Source organism: Pseudomonas frederiksbergensis, from assembly GCF_035751725.1.
Classification (GTDB): domain Bacteria; phylum Pseudomonadota; class Gammaproteobacteria; order Pseudomonadales; family Pseudomonadaceae; genus Aquipseudomonas; species Aquipseudomonas frederiksbergensis_A.
In genome coordinates this window covers 2,453,989-2,470,683 of sequence record NZ_CP142104.1, presented here as the reverse complement: position 1 = coordinate 2,470,683, position 16,695 = coordinate 2,453,989, and the positions used below count along the sequence as shown (strand labels likewise).

Genomic DNA, 16,695 nt, shown 5'->3' with positions numbered 1-16,695 from the left:
CAGACATCGCTTCATAGGGAGCGACCTTCAAAGGGCCAGCCGCCAACAGCACTCTGAAAACGACGGCTGGTGCTTTTTGGTCTTACGGGCCAGCAGGCAAAGGTTTCGAGGCATCCCCCTGGGCGTCCTTGCGCAACGCATTGGCAACCAGTGTAAATGCAGGTGACGGTTGTCGCCGGCTCGGATAGTACAAATAGTAGCCGGAGAATGGCGGGCACCACGCTTCCAATACCCGCACCAACCGACCCTCCTGAAGGTACGGTTCAAATTCTTCTTCCGGCAGGTAGGCAATGCCCAGCCCGGCCACTGCCGCCTGCACGATGTGCGTCGACGTGTTGAAGATGAGCTGGCCGTCCACCCGCACGTTTACTTGCTTGCCGCGTTGCTCGAAATCCCAGACATAGAGCCCGCCGGAGGTCGGCATGCGCTGGTTGATACAGCGATGGTTCATCAGGTCGCGAGGATGCCCGGGGATGGGGCGGCTGGCGAAGTACTCTGGCGAAGCCACGGCGCCCATCCGCAAGGGTGGGCCGATCGGCACCGCCACCATGTCCTTGTCGATGGTGTCGCCCAAACGCACCCCTGCATCGAAACGGTCGGCGACGATGTCACGAAAGCCGTAGCTGACATCAAACTCGACGTTGATATCCGGGTAGTCGTGCAGCAACCCGGTCAGTTTCGGCAGCAAGGTGGTGCGCAAGACATGGTCGCCGCAGGTGATGCGGACGATGCCGGCGGGCTTGTCGCGCATTTCCGTGAGCCTATCCAACTCGGTTTCGATCTCATCGAAACGATTGCCGATGGCGTGCAGCAGGCGTTCGCCCGCAATGGTCGGCGAAACGCTGCGGGTGGTCCGCGTGAGCAAGCGGATCTGCAGGCGTGCTTCAAGACCACTGATCGCCTGGCTCAGAGCCGACTGGGTGACGCCCAATGCGCCGGCAGCCCGGGTGAAGCTGCCCTCCCTCGCCACCGTGACGAAAGACAGCAGATCGTTGAGATTTCTTTTGACCATGGCGAAAGCACTTCAAGCGGATTGATTAGCCATGCTTATAACCCTATTAAGCATTAATTAGCTAGTCGCACCACTGCCCACCGGTCACCATGTGCCCCATGAATAGAAACCCATGGACAACTGCGATGAGGTCGGCCCGGCTTTTGTTGTTGCTGGTGATGCTCGTGCTTGGCAGCTACGCAACGATCAACGGCGCCGCGTCGGCATCTTCCGCAACGGAGGAAACGGCTATGTGGATGAGCGTCGGTGAACAGCGCTTCGCCATCACCTTGACCGACAGCGCTGCCGCCCGGGCGCTTGCCGGGCTATTGCCGCTGGCGCTGGAGATGAGCGATCTCAATCGCAACGAGAAATACGCAACCCTACCCCAACCGCTACCCGCCAAGGCGAGCAGGCCGGGAACGATCCGCAACGGTGACCTGATGCTGTACGGCAAGGACACCCTGGTCGTGTTCTACAAGGACTTCGACTCAACCTACGCGTATACGCGCCTGGGTCATATCAACGACGCCTCTGGTCTCGCCCAAGCCCTGGGGCCGGAGTCCGTGAAAGTGACGTTTACCCACGATCGATAACCCACATCGACAGGCCCCCATGAAAAAAATCCTCGTTTTATTAACGCTTTTCGTCACGTCTCTTTCAGCGATAGGAGCCGATATGTCAAACGGCGCAGACAACTTCTACACCAGCGATGAAGTGATCGTGCAAAAGGTCAATTTCAAGAACCAGTATCAAATGAACGTCGCGGGCAACCTGTTCATCCCGAAAAAACTCAACGGCAAGACCAGCAGTCCGGCAATTGTCGTGGGCCACCCGATGGGGGCGGTTAAGGAGCAAAGCGCCAATCTCTATGCCACGAAGATGGCGGAAAAAGGCTTCGTGACGCTTTCCCTGGATCTTTCATTCTGGGGCGAAAGCGAGGGGCGGCCACGCAACGCGGTCTCGCCGGATATCTACGCTGAGGACTTCAGCGCCGCCGTGGATTTTCTCAGCGCCCAGCCTTTCGTCGACAAGGAGCGGATTGGCGTCATCGGCATCTGTGGCAGCGGCAGCTTCGTGATCAGCGCCGCCAAGATCGACCCACGCATGAAAGCCATTGCGACTGTGAGCATGTATGACATGGGCGGCGTCAATCGCAACGGGTTGAAGCACTCCCAGACGCTCGATCAACGCCGAGCCATCATTGCCCAAGCAACACAGCAGCGTAACGTGGAGTTCGCTGGCGGTGAAACGCTGTACACCAGCGGTACGGTGCATCAGTTGGATGAAAATACCCATCCGATCCAACGCGAATTCTTCGATTTCTACCGCACGCCACGCGGCGAGTTCACGCCATCGAGCTCGTCCAGGGACCTGACCACGCACCCGACGCTGACCAGCAACATCAAGTTCATGAACTTCTACCCACTCAATGACATCGAGACCGTTTCGCCCCATCCGATGCTCTTCATCGCGGGCGCCGATGCGCACTCCAGGGAGTTCAGCGAAGAGGCCTACAAACTTGCCGGCCAGCCCAAGGAACTGGTGATCATTCCTGGGGCCGGGCATGTCGATCTGTATGATCGGGTCGATCTGATTCCTTTCGATAAGTTGACGCGCTTCTTCCAGAGCAATCTGAAGTGATCCTGGTTCCAGCCCGATAAGTCACTGCTCCTTTTCGATTAACCCCGTTTGAGCTTCCTGAACACCTGCGGCTCCCAGACGCGCATCGCTAGCAACAAGGCAGTCCCCCGTTTTTCGGACAGCGGCGCGGTCAACGATTCGTCGTGAAGCGCCGCCAGCTTGCTGCGCAATTTGTGGATTTCGGCTTGCAACTGGGCGTAAGCGGGATGGGTCAGCATGCCATGGGCGAAGTGCAGGGTTTCGTCGGGGCTGTCGAATCGGCTGGCCATGAAGTCCGGCAAGCCCTGTTTGAGGAAGAACCCTCGGATAGGGCCGTCCGGCAGCCAATCAAAATCCCGCGCTACCAGCAGCCTGATGCGATTTCCCGGCTTCAGGTCCGCCAGTCCCATCCGTTCCAGCACAATCAAGTGGCTGATGCATTCGGCTTTGGTAACGCTGTAGGCAGACACGATGTCGTCCAGCGACCAGTGATTCAGCGCACACACCGCCACCAGCAAGAGCTTTTCGTTTGAAACCAGTTGCGTTTCCTGTTCCCGCGTCAGCATTTGCAGGCGTGGGGTCGATCGCTCCGCCTCCTCAAGCAATTCAGCCATCGTCATGCCCAGCAGTTCACAGAGCTGGGCCAGGCGTTCGACTGTCAGGCGTCCGCTGGCCAGCAATCGCTTGACGCTGGGCTCCGACAGGTCGAGCGCTTGGGCCACGTCGCGATAGGTCAGGCCGGCAGCCTTGAGGCGCTTTTTCAGGGTGGAGATGAGTTGGACAATTTGAGTCATAAGTATTGATATCCGATACCGTTGGTATCAGCTTAGCGAAATTATGATTAGAACGTTGCGAAATACGCCACCTCCTCCCCATGCTGAAAACTCCAGACAGCCGAGCGACCAGCATGTTTATCAACAAAACCGCAGCACTTGATTCCCCAGCACCCGGTGGGCCACTCGCGGATGACCTGCGAATTGGCGACATGGTGTTTATCCGCGTCACCGCACGCCCGTTCCTGGAGGTCGCCAACGCGACGAACGCATGGACGAACCACGTCGGCTTGGTGGTCGACGACAGCGGCGATGAGCCGTTGATCGCCGAAAGTACCTTTCCGTTTTCGCGCACCACCTCGCTCTCCCGCTTTCTGCAGCGCTCCGAACACGGACACTGCGCAGTCACGAGGCTCACGCACCCGCTCTCCAACATCCAGCGCAAGGCGCTGCGAAGGGCAACTGATCACCGGCTAGGCACGTTCTATGACACCGGCTTCAACATCAGCTCGCGGCGCCAGTTCTGTTCTCGTTTCGTTCGTGAGGTCATCGAAGAAGCGACCAATATCCAGGTCGGCCACGTGGAAACGTTCGCGACCTTGCTGCAAGACAACGCTGATCCAAATCTCGCGTTCTGGCGGCTGTGGTACTTTGGCCGGATTCCTTGGCAACGCCGTACCGTCACCCCGGCGAGCCTGCTTCGAAGCCCGGCGGTACAGATCATTTTCGATTCCCAACTCAAGGGTGCCGCATGATCGATGACGTGAAAGCGCCATCCGCTTCAAGGTCACCAGCCTGCCTCACCCGGCGCAGCCTGCTTCAGGTGGGCATGACCGGGGCGTGACCAAACTCCCCGGCGGCCCGTTGATTCGCAAGGATGGGATAAGTATTACCTGGAGTAGTGTCAGATTGAGTGATGCACGCAGCCGATGCCGAAATCGGGACGAGGCCTAGCCATTGCCCATATTCCTGCTTATGCGGTTCCGACTCGTATTACCGCGGCTGCTGAACCCGGTACTCACGAGGAAACAAACCATGGAAAGAAGCCGCGCCTGGCGGCGTACGCAGGCCCGTCGTAAACACGGTAATGACAAACCGGCTCGTCGGCCGGAGTTCAAGCCGGAAAAAAACTGGAAGCTCATGTATACCCGTGCCGACAAGCTCGCCAGGGCACGTCAACTCGGCATGAGCTATCCCATCAGCAGCACTCGCCAACTGTTGGATCAAGTGTGACAAACCTTCTGTTCGTCTGCAGTCGTAACCAGTGGCGCAGCCCCACGGCGGAGGCAATCTGGCGCCGCCGCCCGGGCTTCAGTGTCCGCTCGGCGGGCACCAGCCCTAACGCGCGCAGGCACATCGGCCCAGCGGACATTCGCTGGGCCGACATCATTTTTGTCATGGAACGCAAACACCTGAATCGCTTGCAGGCCGAATATTCCCGACTGCTTGAATACAAGCGGATCCATACCTTGGATATTCCCGACGACTATCGCTACATGGATCCGGAGTTGGTAGACATACTCGAAGACGCGGTGAAGCGTCATCTCAGCGTTTAAGCCAAGTGCATCATCAACCAGGATCGAAACATCATGGATGAACGACGGGCGTAACACTGGCCTTTCGTTGCTGACGCTTGCCGGAGAACGCTGCTAGGGTCTGTACGAAATGTGTTCGCGCGAAGGCCAGACAAGGCGAAACGGGGCGAGGAAGCGCAGTGTACTGGAGTACATGAGCATTCCGAGCCCCGTTTCAACGCAGTATGGGTGAGTGCGGATACATTTCGTACAGAGCCTAGTGCCGAGCTACGCTCTTTGAGCAAACACGGCTAGGCAGGCCCGTGGCCGATAGTCGACTCTACACGGACCGCATTTCCAAGAGCCATTATCCGTGCCTGAACAACCGAGCGATTTCGCTTACAAAAAACGCTTCGACGCCGTCTTGGCCTACATCGACGCCAATCTCGAAGGTGATCTTTCGGTGAAGGCGTTGAGTGACGTGGCGAACTTCTCGGCTTATCACTTCCACCGGCAGTTCACGGCGTTCATGGGCGTGCCCGTTTCGCGTTATGTGCATCTGATGCGGCTGCGACGCGCGGCACATCAGTTGGTCGCCCTTGCCGGTTACTCGGTATTGGACGCCGCGCTGGATGCGGGTTTTAAAAGCCCCGAGGCATTTTCCAGGGCGTTCGGTCGAGCGTTCGGCATGGCGCCAAGCGTGTTCAGGAAGAACCCAAGCTGGCAGGTCTGGAATACGGTGTTCGCCATCCCCCACTTTTCAAGGAATATCCTCATGCAAGTTCGAATCATCGAACTCCCTGAAGTCAAGGTCGCCGCGCTGGAACATCGTGGACCGGCTGGGCTGGTCAACGAAAGCGTGCGCCAGTTCGTCCAATGGCGCATGCAGAGCGGGCAGTCGCCGGTGGCATCGAGCCGTACGTTCGGCATTCCCTATGGCAACCCTGATACCACACCGCCACACGCTTTCCGCTTCGCGATCTGCGGTGAGATTAGTGGGGATGTAGCGCCGAATGCGTTCGGTGTCCAGCCGCTCATCATCCCCGGCGGACGTTACGTCGTGGTTCGCCACGTGGGGTCACCTGATCACATCGGCGAAACGATCTACCCGATCTACCGCGACTGGCTGCCCGCGAGCGGCGAAGAATTTCGCGACCAGCCGCTGTTCTTCCATTACCTGAGCGCCTATCCCGAGACGCCACAGGATCAATGGCAAACCGATGTGTATGTCCCGCTGCAATGAGGACAAGCGCTACGGCCTCAGCCCCCCGAACGAATACGCCCCACCAACCGCGCCTGCAACGCCTCGAGCTCCTTCGGATCGGCTTTCCCTTGCCCGTGTACCCCAGGCGCCTGTCCTTCCCAACGCGGAACGATATGCACATGGATGTGAAAGACCGTCTGGCCAGCCGGCGCGCCGTTGAATTGGGCGATCTGCACGCCGTCCGGCTGCAACTCGTCGACGATGACGCGGGTAAGGCGTTGCACCGCCGCCATCATCGTGCCGAGGACTGCCGGGTCGACATCGAGGATATTGCGGGCCTGGGCCGCCTTGGGAATGACCAGCACATGGCCGCGTGATTGGGGAAAGATGTCGAGGAAGGCCAGCACATCGTCATCTTCGTAGATCTTGTAGGCAGGGGCTTCGCCGCGAAGGATCATCGCGAAGATGTTCTGGGAATCGTATTGGCCGTGCAGACTCATGGTTGCTCCTTGGACAGGCTTTGGTGGTTCAGGGTCAGCGCAATCTTCAACTGCAATTCGCTTTCTGAAAACGGCTTATGCAAAACCGGATACCGGGCAAACTCGGCGGGCACACCGCTGGCGCCGTATCCGGTGCTGAACAGAAATGGAATCTTACGATCCCGCAGGATTTCGGCAACCGGAAAAACCCGCTCCCCGGCGAGGTTGACGTCCAGGATCGCCAGGTCGAACTGCGCCGTACTTGCCACTTCACGGGCCCGGGCGAGCCGCGGGACGGAGGCCACCACCTCGCACCCCAGCTCTTCGAGCATTTCCTCGATCAGCATGGCAACGGTCCCCTCGTCCTCGACGAGCAGCACCTTGATCCCAGCAAATAACGTCATGCGTGATGCTCGGTGACCATGAACGAGAAGCGGCAGAGCACGCCCTCAGGTGCGAAGGTCAGCACGAATATCCCGCCCAGGTCGCGCTCGATGCAGCGTTTCATCAATCGCGACCCCAGCCCCTCGCGTTCCGGCGGTGACACTGGCGGACCGTCCTGCTCGCGCCAGTCCACGGTGAGCAACACGCCGTTCGATTGCGGCTGGACATTCCAGTTCACCGAAAGCCGGCCTGTCTCGACGGACATCGAACCGTATTTCAGGGCGTTGATCGCCAGTTCGTTGAGGGTCATCGTGAGGCCGAGCGCCACCCGGGTGTCGACCTCGATGGCGTCGCCCTCGATCGTGATACGAGCAGGGTCGGCGCCGAAAATGGGCATCAGCACTTCCTGGGCCAGGGACGCCAGGGCCGTATGCCCCCAATGCCGCCTCGTCAGCAGGTCGTGGGCGCGGGACAACGCGAGCAGCCGCGCTTCGAAGCGGTTGTAACCGTCCTTTGCGCTTTCTGCGTTGCGTGCGGTCTGGGCCGCCAGGGACTGCACGGTGGCCAAGGTGTTCTTGACCCGATGGTTGAGTTCGTCGATCAGGGTTTTCTGCCGATCTTCCGCCTGCTTTCGCTCGGAAATGTCCACCAGCATGTTGATGGCCCCCACCAGGTTGCCCTCGGCATCGTGCAGCGGCGTCGGGTATGGGGTAAACGGCACGCGGGTGCCGTCGGGACGTTCGGCAACCGCCTCGACACCGCGTATCGGCCGGTTTTCCTTCAGGGCCACCGCCATCGGGCATTGATCGTGGGGCAGGAAGGTGCCGTCGGTGTTGAACAATTTCCAGGTTACGCACCAAAGGTCGCCCAATTGTGGCGTTCGTCCCGACAGCTCCACCGCCGCCCGATTGAAGAACGTGATACGACCTTGCGCATCGGTGGTGTAGACCGCCGCCGGCAGTGCCTCGAGCAGGTTGCGCATATGCCGTTCGCTGTCGCGGATCTGGTTTTCCATGCGCCGCGCCAGCGTGACGTCCTGGAGTACCCGCACGCCATAGCGAAACGCGCCGTTGGCGTCCCGGACAGAAGAACTGTGGATGTCCAGGTAGACAGTCTCGCCATCGGGCTTGAAAGCGCGCTTGCGCAGCGCATAGTTGTCCATTTCACCCGCGACCTGGCGGGCATAGAGGGCCGCATCCTGGTCGATGCTCTCGGAGTGGGTGTAGTCCAGGAATGTCATCGCCAGCAGTTCTTCCCGCGTGCGGCCGAGCATGTTGCAGAAAGCGTCGTTGACGCGCAGCAGCCGGCCATCCGCCCCACACTCGGCAATGCCGATCGTGGCCGCTTCGTACGTTGCCGACAGCCTGTCGTCGCTCTCCTGGCGCGCCGTCTCGGCCGCATGGACACCCGTCATGTCCACCGTGAAGCAGCGCGTATTGAACAGTTTTCCCGCTTCGAAGCGCCCGTTGGAGGTGATGGTGACATGCTTGATCGAACCGTCCTTGGCCCTCAGGCGCGCCGGGTAGTCCTGCAGGCACTCGCCGCTGCCGAGCTTATCCAGGATGTCATTGATGACCGGCTCGTCGACATGGAAATCAGTGATGCTGCGACCGATGTACTCCTCTGCCGAGTAACCCAGCAAAGCCAGTTCAGCCTTGTTGGCGCGCAGGATGAGGCCGTCGGCGCTGACGATGTGAAGGCCCACGGCGCTGTTTTCGAAAAAGTCCTCGAGGTCGGCATTCTTGCGCTGCAGCTCATCAGCCATGGCGTGCTGGGCGGAGACGTCCTGAAAGCAATTGATCGCCCCCTGGATGACGCCTTGTGCGTCTTTGAGGGGCCGGATGTTGACCAATGCCACGACGCGCGATCCGTCAGTACGCTCGATCAGCACTTCCTGGTTGCGCGTCGCGGCTCCCGCCTCGAGTGCCCAAGCCATCGGGCAATCTTCGAACGCGAGCGGGGTGCCGTCGGGCAGGAAAAGTCGATAGGAACCGCAGAAACGATCACCGCCCTTTCCCAATGTGGGCGTTCGCCCCCACAGGGTCGCCGCCTCGCTGTTGTACCGGACCAGCCAGCCGTCGTGATCGCACAGGTACACCGCGCCAGGAATCGCATCGAGCGCGCTGGCACCCATCGCCAAAAGACTTTCGTAATCGCTCTGCGCGCGCGTCTCCGTGGGAAACGCTTCTATGTTTGACATGGTTGATCCTCGATCCGCCTGGCTGAATACCTGCTACACAACGATCCCGGTATAAAACCGGGTAGAGATCCAGGCTCGGATACTTCATTGAATCTGCCAGCGCGGATTTTTTCATGCAGCAACAATGCATTCTAGATCGTTATTCATACCGCGAGTTCAGGAAAGTTGGATGCGGCGGCGCGGGGTTCAGAATTTGAACAGTGTCCGAGGTGTTTCCACCATGAGTGCACGCATCAGTTGCGGTGGGCACTCCAGTGCCTGCAACTGCTGCATCACGGTGTCGAAGCCCACATCGCTTTCATGTTGCGTATGCGGCCAATCACTCCCCCACACCAGCCTGAGAGGGCCGAAACTTTGCTCCAGCAACGCCAACGCGGCGTGGGCGAAGTCGAGGTTTTCCCGCTTCGTCCCGGCCAACCGGTAGATGCCGGAAACCTTCATCCAGACTTGCCCGCCCTGCCCCCACTTGAGCACCTCGGCGAAGCCCGGCTGCTCGACGCCCAGGCGCGCATCCGGACGGCCGAAATGGTCGATCACCAATTGGACGCCAAAAGGAATCAACTGCCGAATCAACCGCGGCAGATGATCGACCGGTGCATGCAATTCGACGTGCCAGCCCAGTTCGGCAAGATGGCCTAGGAATCCGCGCCAGATCGTTTCGCGAAAATCAGGCACGGCCTTGCCCATCAGGTTCAAGCGAACGCCGACCACGCCCAGCCGCGCCATGTCATCGAGCATCGCTCGGCTGACCTGCGGCTCCACCACCACGACGCCACGCAGTCGCTCCGGCGCCTGCCGGAGGGCCGCCAGCAGGTAACGGTTGTCGGTGCCGAGAAAACTCGGCTGGACCAACACCCCATGGCTCAGGCCGTAGCAACGCAGGTGTTCCAGGTATTGCGCCAGCGTGGCGTCATAGTCCGGTGTGTAGCGCCGCGCGGCAGCCAGCTCCAACTCACGGCTGAACACGTGGGCATGGCAGTCGATGCCGGTGATCGGCGTAGTGCAGGTATCAACCATGGGTATCCATCTTTCTGTAGATAAGCAGTAATCAGGCCCGTGCGCTTTCGCTGCCAGGCGCTACGTCGGATGCCGGTTGCGCCGTGGTCTCGAGACTTCGTCCGCGGGTTTCGGGCAGGCAAAGCGCCGCGAGTACCGCCACGCCGTAGGCGATGCCGGCATCGATCCCGATGGCCGACCCCAGGGACATGGAATCGCTCATGTGGCCGACCAGGAACGGAAACACCGCCGACAGGACCCGGCCGAAGTTGTAGCAGAAGCCGACGCCGGCGCCGCGCACATCCGCCGGGTACAACTCGTTGAAAAACGCGCCGAGACTCGCCGGAATGCCGGCCGCGAAAAAGCCGAGCGGGAAACCCAGGAACAACATCTGGGTGTTGGTCAGTGGCAAGAACACGTAGCACTGCACCGTAACCACACAGCACAGCGCGAACAGCAGGATGTTCTTGCGTCGGCCGATGCGGTCGATCAGCAGGCCGCTGACGACACAACCGCACCAGAAGGCGAAGATGATCACCGCCAGGTAGCCGCCGGAATTGAGTACCGACAGATTGCGCTCGGTCTTGAGAAAGGTTGGCAACCAGGTCATCACCGCGTGATAACCGCCATGGGCACCCAGCCCCAGCAAACCACCGAACAAGGTGACGCGAATCAGTTCAGGCCGAAAGATCCCGCCCAGGGACTTGAAGAAACTCTGCGGGATGCCCTGTTCTTTTTGCAGGCGCTGGAAGCTGTCCGGCTCCTCGACATTACGACGCACCCAAATGATCAGGAACGACGGCAACAGGCCAACGATGAACATCACTCGCCAGGCCATGTCTTGCGGCACCAGGGAATAGATCAGCGTAAAGACCCCGACCGCCAGGCCCCAGCCCACCGCCCAGGCACTCTGCACTGTGCCCATGACCTTGCCGCGGTATTTCGGATTGATCGTCTCGGCCATCAACACCGCGCCGGCCGCCCACTCCCCGCCAATGCCAAAGCCCTGCAAGGCCTTGACGATCAGTAGCTGGTGAAAACCGCTGACGAACGCCGACAGGAAGGTGAAGAACGAAAACCAGAGGATCATCCACTGCAGCGTGCGCACCCGGCCATAGCGATCGGACAACGTCCCGCCGACCCAACCACCCAGGGCCGAAGTGACCAGCGTGACGCCGCTGATCAACCCGGCATCGCCCTTGGACAAGGCGAATGCGGCGATCAGCGCCGGGATCGCCAGGCCGAACATCTGGACTTCCAGCGCGTCGAGCGACCAGCCGCCGAAACACGCCCAGAACGTCTTGCGCTCCCGCGAAGTGATTTGCCGATACCAACTGAACATGATTTTTATCCTTGTAGGTGGAACGAAAGGCAGCCGAAAGCGAACCGCGCCGCTACCGGCCAGTCAGGAAAACAAATACGGCAAGGGCAGCGATATCCGCTGCCGGGAGGTCAGTTGACGCGGCGTGGTCAGCGAATCTCCACGCTGTAGCGGAAATGCTCGGCATGTCCGCGCGAACGCCGCCATTCCAACGGGTTGCCCGCGTAATCCCGGGCCAGGCGCTCGATCACCACCACCGGGCTGTTGACCGGCACCTGCAACAGGCGCGCATGCACGTCGTTGACCGACTCGGCGGTGAGGGTTTCCTGCGCATAAGCGACAACCTGTCCGCAGGTTTCTTCGTAGATGGGATACAGCAGCGGACCTTGCTGGCTCAGGTCGATTTCCAGCAGCGGCTGGAATCGGCTGCGAGGCAACCAGATCTCTTCGGCGAGCACTGGCTTAACATCCAACAGACGCACCCGGACAATGCGGATGACCGGCGCGTCCACCGACAACCCCAACGCCTGGGCCACCGCTGACGGCGCGGCCACCGGCTCCACCGACAAGATGCGACTCTGCGGAACCCGACGCTCACCGGACGCGGACTGAAAACGGAAGAAACGGAACAGCGACGACTGGAACTGGGGACGACGAATGAAGGTGCCTCGGCCCTGCTGGCGCTCCAGGACGCCCTCGCTGACCAACGCATCGATCGCCTTGCGCACCGTCCCGGTGGACAGCCCGTATTCGGCTGAAAGCGCCGCCTCCGTGGGGATCGCCTCCCCCGGACGCCAGCGATTGTTGGCGATCTGCTCGGCCAACTGGTCACGCAAACGTTGATAGAGCGGCAGGCGGGCATCGCTGGAGAGTGGGTTCATGAGACGTTATCGACCTTATTATCTAGTCATCTATATGAATGTGCGCCGAGTATTTCCTCCTATCGGCAATGTTGTCAAGAACGGACAAGGTGATGGCTAGACGAACGGAGGCAAGCGAAGGCTCGCAGAGCTCAGCGATCTCGGGGTGCGTGCCGAGGCAACGCGAACGAAATCAATGCGGCGAGCAGCACGAACGCGCTGGAAATCCAGAGGCATGCGGCCAACCCGTACCCTTGATAAACCCAGCCCGAGAGCAGCGTCCCGACCAACCGCCCGAGCGCGTTGGACATGTAGTAGAACCCTACGTCCAGCGACACACCGTCCTCCTTGGCATACGACACGATCAAGTAACTGTGCAGGGACGAATTCACCGCGAACAGCGCGCCAAACAGCATGAGCCCACCCAACAGCACCGCCTGATGAGACAGCCCCAGCGCTATCGCCGCCGGCAACCCCGCCAGCGCCAGCGCCCAGAGGAACGCGGCGCGACCGTCGGGCACCTGGCCGCGCTTCCTTGCGGTGATAGTCGGCGCCAGGGATTGCACGATGCCGTAGCCAATCACCCAGGCGGCGAGGAAACCACCCACCGTCCAGAACTCCCAGCCCAAGACACTGCTCAGGTAAACCGGCAAGGCCACCACGAACCAGACGTCCCGGGCTCCGAACAGGAACATCCGGGCCGCAGACAGAATATTGATCGCCCGGCTTTTCGAGAAGATGTCCCGGAACTTCGGCTTGGCTTTGGCCTTGCCCAAGTCTTTTTTCAGCAGTATCAGACTGCCGACCCAGATCAGCGCCAGCACAGCCGCCATCGCCAGCAGCGCACCCTGGAAACCAAGCAACGCGAGCAACGCCCCGCCGAGGAAAAAGCCGACACCTTTGAGCGCGTTCTTCGAGCCGGTGAGAATGGCGACCCATCGATAAAGCGTGCCCTGCTGCCCGGCCGGCACCAAGAGCTTGATCGAGGACTTGGCACTCATCTTGTTCAGATCCTTCGCAATGCCGGACAACGCCTGGGCGCTCATCACCCAGGCGACCGTCAGCAACGTGGAAGGAACGGTGAGCATCAACAGCGCCACGACCTGCAACCCCAAGCCGAGGTTCATGGTCCGGTTCAGGCCAAGCCGGGCGCCGAGATAGCCGCCCAACAGATTGGTGATCACCCCGAACAGCTCGTAGAACAGAAACAGCGCGGCAATCTGCAACGGGCTGTAGCCCAGCGCATGAAAGTGCAGCACCACCAACATGCGCAGGGCACCGTCGGTGAGCGTGAACGCCCAGTAGTTGCCCGTGACGAGCAGGTACTGGCGCACTTCTGGCGCGAGGGCCGACAAGATGTTCATCGCGACTCCTCAGCCAGCCAGGCCAACCATCCGGGCCAGCTCGACGGTACGGTTGGCATAGCCCCATTCGTTGTCGTACCAGGCATAGAGTTTGACCTGGGTGCCGTTGATGACCATGGTCGACAGGCCGTCGATGATCGAGGAACGCGGATCGGTGCGGTAATCGATGGACACCAGCGGGCGCTCTTCGAAACCGAGGATGTCCTTGAGCTCATGTTCGGCGGCGTCCTTGAGCAAGCGATTCACCTCTTCGACCGTGGTCGCTCGCTCGACCTCGAACACGCAATCGGTCAGCGATGCATTGGCCAACGGCACCCGCACGGCATGGCCGTTGAGGCGTCCGCGCAGTTCCGGGAAAATCTCCGCAATGGCAGTGGCCGAGCCGGTGCTGGTGGGAATCAGGCTCATGCCCGACGCCCGGGCGCGGCGCAGGTCCTTGTGCGGTTGGTCGAGAATGCTCTGGGTGTTGGTCAGGTCATGGATGGTGGTGATCGAACCGTGGCGGATGCCGAGTTTTTCGTGAATCACCTTGACCACGGGTGCCAGGCAGTTGGTGGTGCACGAAGCGGCAGTCACGATGCGATGTTGATCGGGCTTGAACTGCTGATGATTGACGCCCATGACGATGTTCAAGGCGCCGGGCTCCTTCACCGGGGCGCTGACCACTACGCGCCGCACACCCTGATCGAGATACCCCTGCAGGACCGCGACCGTTTTCATCTTGCCGCTGGCCTCGATCACCACGTCGCAGCCCGACCAATCCGTCTCGCCAATCGTCTTGTTGGCCGTGACCTTGATGCGTTGCCCCTCCACGACGATGTTGTCGCCCTCGGCTTCGGCCTGACGATGCCAGCGGCCATGCACCGAATCGAAGTTCAACAGATGGGCGTGGGTCGCCGCGTCACCTGCCGGGTCGTTGATCTGTACGAACTGAAACTCCGGCCAGCCCCAGGCTGCACGCAGGGCGAGGCGACCGATGCGGCCAAAACCGTTGATGCCAATTTTTATCGTCATGGAGGGGCACTCATATGTGTTTAGCCGAATATATGGTTTTTCGCATATAAGTGAAAGTCCAGCGTCACTTTGCTCGTCTGAGGTGTCGAGGCAATGCGCTCCTTGCCCACAGTTCCTTTGTAATTCTTGATCGATGGAGTGCCCTCAGGTCACGCTCGTAGTACAGTCTCCACCCGATTATCAGAACCCATTTTGAAAGATGTGAAACCACCGGGACTCCGTTCGAACGGTTCCTCGCACACATCATTCACCAGCCGCAGCGGTCACAGCATGATTGAAATCACCGAAGTCTCCATCGCCCAACTCCGGGCTGCGCTCGAATCCGGCCAGACCACGGCGGTCGAATTGGTCCAGGCATACCTTGCCAGGATCGATGCGTACGACGGTCCGCAAACGCCCACGGCCCTCAACGCGGTGGTGGTTCGCAATCCCGACGCACTGGAAGAGGCAAAGGCATCCGATGACCGTCGGGCCAGGGGCCAGACGCTGGGCCCACTCGACGGCATTCCCTACACGGCCAAGGACAGTTACCTGGTCAAAGGCCTTACCGCCGCCTCTGGCAGCCCGGCCTTCAAGGACCTGGTCGCCTATCGCGACGCCTTCACCATCGAGCGGTTGCGCGCCGCCGGGGCGATCTGCCTGGGCAAGACCAACATGCCGCCCATGGCGAACGGCGGCATGCAGCGCGGCGTGTATGGCCGTGCCGAAAGCCCCTACAACGGTGATTACCTTACGGCACCTTTCGCCTCGGGTTCTTCGAACGGTGCAGGCACCGCCACCGCCGCCAGTTTCGCCGCCTTTGGCCTGGCCGAGGAAACCTGGTCCAGCGGACGCGGCCCGGCTTCCAATAATGGGCTGTGTGCCTACACGCCGTCGCGCGGGGTGATCTCGGTGCGCGGCAACTGGCCGCTGACGCCGACCATGGACGTGGTCGTGCCCTACGCCCGGACCATGGCCGACCTGCTCGAAGTGCTGGACGTCGTGGTCGCGAACGACCCGGATACCCGCGGCGACCTGTGGCGCCTGCAACCCTGGGTGCCGATTCCCCCCGTCGATTCGGTTCGCCCCGCCTCCTACCCCAGCCTCGCTGCCAAACCCGAGACGCTGGCGGGCGTGCGCTTCGGCGTCCCGCGCATGTACATCAATGCCGATCCCGAGGCGGGTACCGCCGAAAAGCCTGGGATCGGTGGCCCGACCGGCCAGCGCATCATCACGCGCCCGTCGGTGATTGCGCTTTGGCAAGAAGCGCGCAAGGCCCTGGAAGCCCAAGGCGCCGAAGTGATCGAGGTGGATTTCCCACTGGTGTCCAACTGCGAGGGCGACCGTCCTGGCGCGCCGACGGTGTTCACCCGCGGCCTGGTGTCCAGGGAATTCCTGCACCATGAACTGTGGGACCTGTCGGCCTGGGCGTTCGATGATTTCCTGCGGGCCAACGGTGACCCGAAACTCAACCGCCTGGCGGACGTCGACGGACCGCTGATTTTCCCCCACGACCCAGGCACCCTGCCCAACCGCGAGGACGACCTCGCCGCAGGCATGGACGAGTACGTGAAGATGGCGCAGCGCGGCATTACGCCGTGGGACCAGATCCCCACCCTGCCCGAGGGTTTGCGCGGCCTCGAAGAGACACGCCGGATCGATCTGGAAGACTGGATGGCGCGCCTCGGCCTGGACGCGGTGATCTTCCCCACCGTGGCAGACGTCGGGCCGGCGGACGCGGACGTCAATCCAGCGTCGGCCGACATCGCCTGGAGCAACGGCGTCTGGGTCGCCAACGGCAACCTCGCCATCCGTCACCTGGGCGTGCCCACCGTCACCGTGCCGATGGGCGTCATGGCGGACATCGGCATGCCTGTCGGCTTGACGTTCGCCGGCCGCGCCTATGACGACTCGAAGCTGTTGCAGCTGGCTTCGGCATTCGAATCGATGGGATCGAAACGGCGGATTCCGCCGAGGACTCCACCGTTGTAAC

17 protein-coding genes are annotated in these 16,695 nt (G+C 60.9%); 7 read left to right on the top strand and 10 right to left on the bottom strand.

Features of this window, described 5'->3' with window-relative positions; genetic code table 11:
• Positions 1-82: 82 nt before the first annotated feature.
• Complete coding sequence (locus tag VQ575_RS11120) at positions 83-1,012, bottom strand: LysR family transcriptional regulator (RefSeq protein ID WP_045156115.1); 930 nt, start codon at positions 1,010-1,012, stop codon at positions 83-85.
• Between the two features lie 125 nt (positions 1,013-1,137).
• Here VQ575_RS11120 and VQ575_RS11115 point away from each other — a divergent pair, with 125 nt between their 5' ends.
• Together VQ575_RS11115 and VQ575_RS11110 are read left to right on the top strand one after the other, a co-directional pair.
• Positions 1,138-1,587, top strand: coding sequence for a cyclophilin-like fold protein (locus VQ575_RS11115; RefSeq protein ID WP_039591234.1), 450 nt, complete (start codon positions 1,138-1,140; stop codon positions 1,585-1,587).
• Positions 1,588-1,606: 19 nt separating this feature from the next.
• Positions 1,607-2,635 carry an alpha/beta hydrolase gene (locus VQ575_RS11110; protein ID WP_325919655.1) on the top strand — a complete coding sequence of 343 codons (1,029 nt, stop codon included), beginning with the start codon at positions 1,607-1,609 and terminating at the stop codon, positions 2,633-2,635.
• A gap of 38 nt (positions 2,636-2,673) precedes the next feature.
• Here the strand turns inward: VQ575_RS11110 and VQ575_RS11105 are convergent, their stop codons facing one another.
• Positions 2,674-3,408 (bottom strand): helix-turn-helix domain-containing protein, encoded by a 735-nt coding sequence (locus VQ575_RS11105; RefSeq protein WP_325919654.1) that lies wholly within the window; start codon positions 3,406-3,408, stop codon positions 2,674-2,676.
• 113 nt (positions 3,409-3,521) lie between these two features.
• Between VQ575_RS11105 and VQ575_RS11100 the strand changes: the two genes are divergently transcribed.
• The 4 genes from VQ575_RS11100 (at position 3,522) to VQ575_RS11085 (ending at position 6,144) form a co-directional block, all read left to right on the top strand.
• Positions 3,522-4,142, top strand: coding sequence for a YebB family permuted papain-like enzyme (locus VQ575_RS11100; protein ID WP_325919653.1), 621 nt, complete (start codon positions 3,522-3,524; stop codon positions 4,140-4,142).
• A 280-nt stretch (positions 4,143-4,422) separates the two neighbouring features.
• Entirely contained in the window at positions 4,423-4,620 is a 198-nt protein-coding gene (locus tag VQ575_RS11095; RefSeq protein ID WP_039591242.1) for a hypothetical protein, read from the top strand.
• The gene (locus VQ575_RS11090; protein ID WP_039591243.1) at positions 4,617-4,943 is read left to right on the top strand and encodes a low molecular weight protein tyrosine phosphatase family protein; all 327 of its coding nucleotides are present in this window, start codon (positions 4,617-4,619) and stop codon (positions 4,941-4,943) included. Before VQ575_RS11095 ends, VQ575_RS11090 begins: the two co-directional genes overlap by 4 nt.
• 331 nt (positions 4,944-5,274) lie before the next feature.
• Positions 5,275-6,144: an AraC family transcriptional regulator gene (locus tag VQ575_RS11085; protein ID WP_039591245.1), complete on the top strand. Its 870-nt coding sequence runs from the start codon at positions 5,275-5,277 to the stop codon at positions 6,142-6,144.
• Positions 6,145-6,161: 17 nt separating this feature from the next.
• On the opposite strand, the gene VQ575_RS11080 is transcribed toward VQ575_RS11085, so the two are convergent.
• From VQ575_RS11080 to VQ575_RS11045, 8 genes are all read right to left on the bottom strand, one after another.
• Positions 6,162-6,605, bottom strand: a complete 444-nt coding sequence (locus VQ575_RS11080; protein WP_039591246.1) for an HIT family protein — start codon at positions 6,603-6,605, stop codon at positions 6,162-6,164.
• Complete coding sequence (locus VQ575_RS11075) at positions 6,602-6,988, bottom strand: response regulator (RefSeq protein WP_039591248.1); 387 nt, start codon at positions 6,986-6,988, stop codon at positions 6,602-6,604. Before VQ575_RS11075 ends, VQ575_RS11080 begins: the two co-directional genes overlap by 4 nt.
• Entirely contained in the window at positions 6,985-9,168 is a 2,184-nt protein-coding gene (locus VQ575_RS11070) for a PAS domain-containing sensor histidine kinase (protein WP_198723204.1), read from the bottom strand. The genes VQ575_RS11075 and VQ575_RS11070 overlap by 4 nt, the downstream gene beginning before the upstream one ends.
• Positions 9,169-9,354: 186 nt before the next feature.
• Positions 9,355-10,185: an amidohydrolase family protein gene (locus VQ575_RS11065; RefSeq protein ID WP_325919652.1), complete on the bottom strand. Its 831-nt coding sequence runs from the start codon at positions 10,183-10,185 to the stop codon at positions 9,355-9,357.
• Between the two features lie 31 nt (positions 10,186-10,216).
• Entirely contained in the window at positions 10,217-11,506 is a 1,290-nt protein-coding gene (locus VQ575_RS11060; protein ID WP_039591251.1) for an MFS transporter, read from the bottom strand.
• Between the two features lie 128 nt (positions 11,507-11,634).
• The gene (locus VQ575_RS11055; RefSeq protein WP_325919650.1) at positions 11,635-12,366 is read right to left on the bottom strand and encodes a GntR family transcriptional regulator; all 732 of its coding nucleotides are present in this window, start codon (positions 12,364-12,366) and stop codon (positions 11,635-11,637) included.
• Between the two features lie 131 nt (positions 12,367-12,497).
• Positions 12,498-13,709 carry an organoarsenical effux MFS transporter ArsJ gene (arsJ, locus tag VQ575_RS11050; protein WP_325919648.1) on the bottom strand — a complete coding sequence of 404 codons (1,212 nt, stop codon included), beginning with the start codon at positions 13,707-13,709 and terminating at the stop codon, positions 12,498-12,500.
• 9 nt (positions 13,710-13,718) lie between these two features.
• A complete protein-coding gene (locus tag VQ575_RS11045) occupies positions 13,719-14,723 on the bottom strand; it encodes an ArsJ-associated glyceraldehyde-3-phosphate dehydrogenase (RefSeq protein WP_198723209.1) in 1,005 nt (334 codons plus the stop codon).
• A 270-nt stretch (positions 14,724-14,993) separates the two neighbouring features.
• On the opposite strand from VQ575_RS11045, the gene VQ575_RS11040 reads away from it, so the two are divergent.
• Positions 14,994-16,694: an amidase gene (locus tag VQ575_RS11040; RefSeq protein WP_045156130.1), complete on the top strand. Its 1,701-nt coding sequence runs from the start codon at positions 14,994-14,996 to the stop codon at positions 16,692-16,694.
• Position 16,695: the final 1 nt, after the last annotated feature.

Coding starts and splice junctions, on each gene's coding strand:
- VQ575_RS11120 (WP_045156115.1), bottom strand. CDS start 1,012: ATGGTCAAAAGAAATCTCAACGATCTGCTGTCTTTCGTCACGGTGGCG.
- VQ575_RS11115 (WP_039591234.1), top strand. CDS start 1,138: ATGAGGTCGGCCCGGCTTTTGTTGTTGCTGGTGATGCTCGTGCTTGGC.
- VQ575_RS11110 (WP_325919655.1), top strand. CDS start 1,607: ATGAAAAAAATCCTCGTTTTATTAACGCTTTTCGTCACGTCTCTTTCA.
- VQ575_RS11105 (WP_325919654.1), bottom strand. CDS start 3,408: ATGACTCAAATTGTCCAACTCATCTCCACCCTGAAAAAGCGCCTCAAG.
- VQ575_RS11100 (WP_325919653.1), top strand. CDS start 3,522: ATGTTTATCAACAAAACCGCAGCACTTGATTCCCCAGCACCCGGTGGG.
- VQ575_RS11095 (WP_039591242.1), top strand. CDS start 4,423: ATGGAAAGAAGCCGCGCCTGGCGGCGTACGCAGGCCCGTCGTAAACAC.
- VQ575_RS11080 (WP_039591246.1), bottom strand. CDS start 6,605: ATGAGTCTGCACGGCCAATACGATTCCCAGAACATCTTCGCGATGATC.
- VQ575_RS11075 (WP_039591248.1), bottom strand. CDS start 6,988: ATGACGTTATTTGCTGGGATCAAGGTGCTGCTCGTCGAGGACGAGGGG.
- VQ575_RS11070 (WP_198723204.1), bottom strand. CDS start 9,168: ATGTCAAACATAGAAGCGTTTCCCACGGAGACGCGCGCGCAGAGCGAT.
- VQ575_RS11065 (WP_325919652.1), bottom strand. CDS start 10,185: ATGGTTGATACCTGCACTACGCCGATCACCGGCATCGACTGCCATGCC.
- VQ575_RS11060 (WP_039591251.1), bottom strand. CDS start 11,506: ATGTTCAGTTGGTATCGGCAAATCACTTCGCGGGAGCGCAAGACGTTC.
- VQ575_RS11055 (WP_325919650.1), bottom strand. CDS start 12,366: ATGAACCCACTCTCCAGCGATGCCCGCCTGCCGCTCTATCAACGTTTG.
- arsJ (WP_325919648.1), bottom strand. CDS start 13,709: ATGAACATCTTGTCGGCCCTCGCGCCAGAAGTGCGCCAGTACCTGCTC.
- VQ575_RS11045 (WP_198723209.1), bottom strand. CDS start 14,723: ATGACGATAAAAATTGGCATCAACGGTTTTGGCCGCATCGGTCGCCTC.
- VQ575_RS11040 (WP_045156130.1), top strand. CDS start 14,994: ATGATTGAAATCACCGAAGTCTCCATCGCCCAACTCCGGGCTGCGCTC.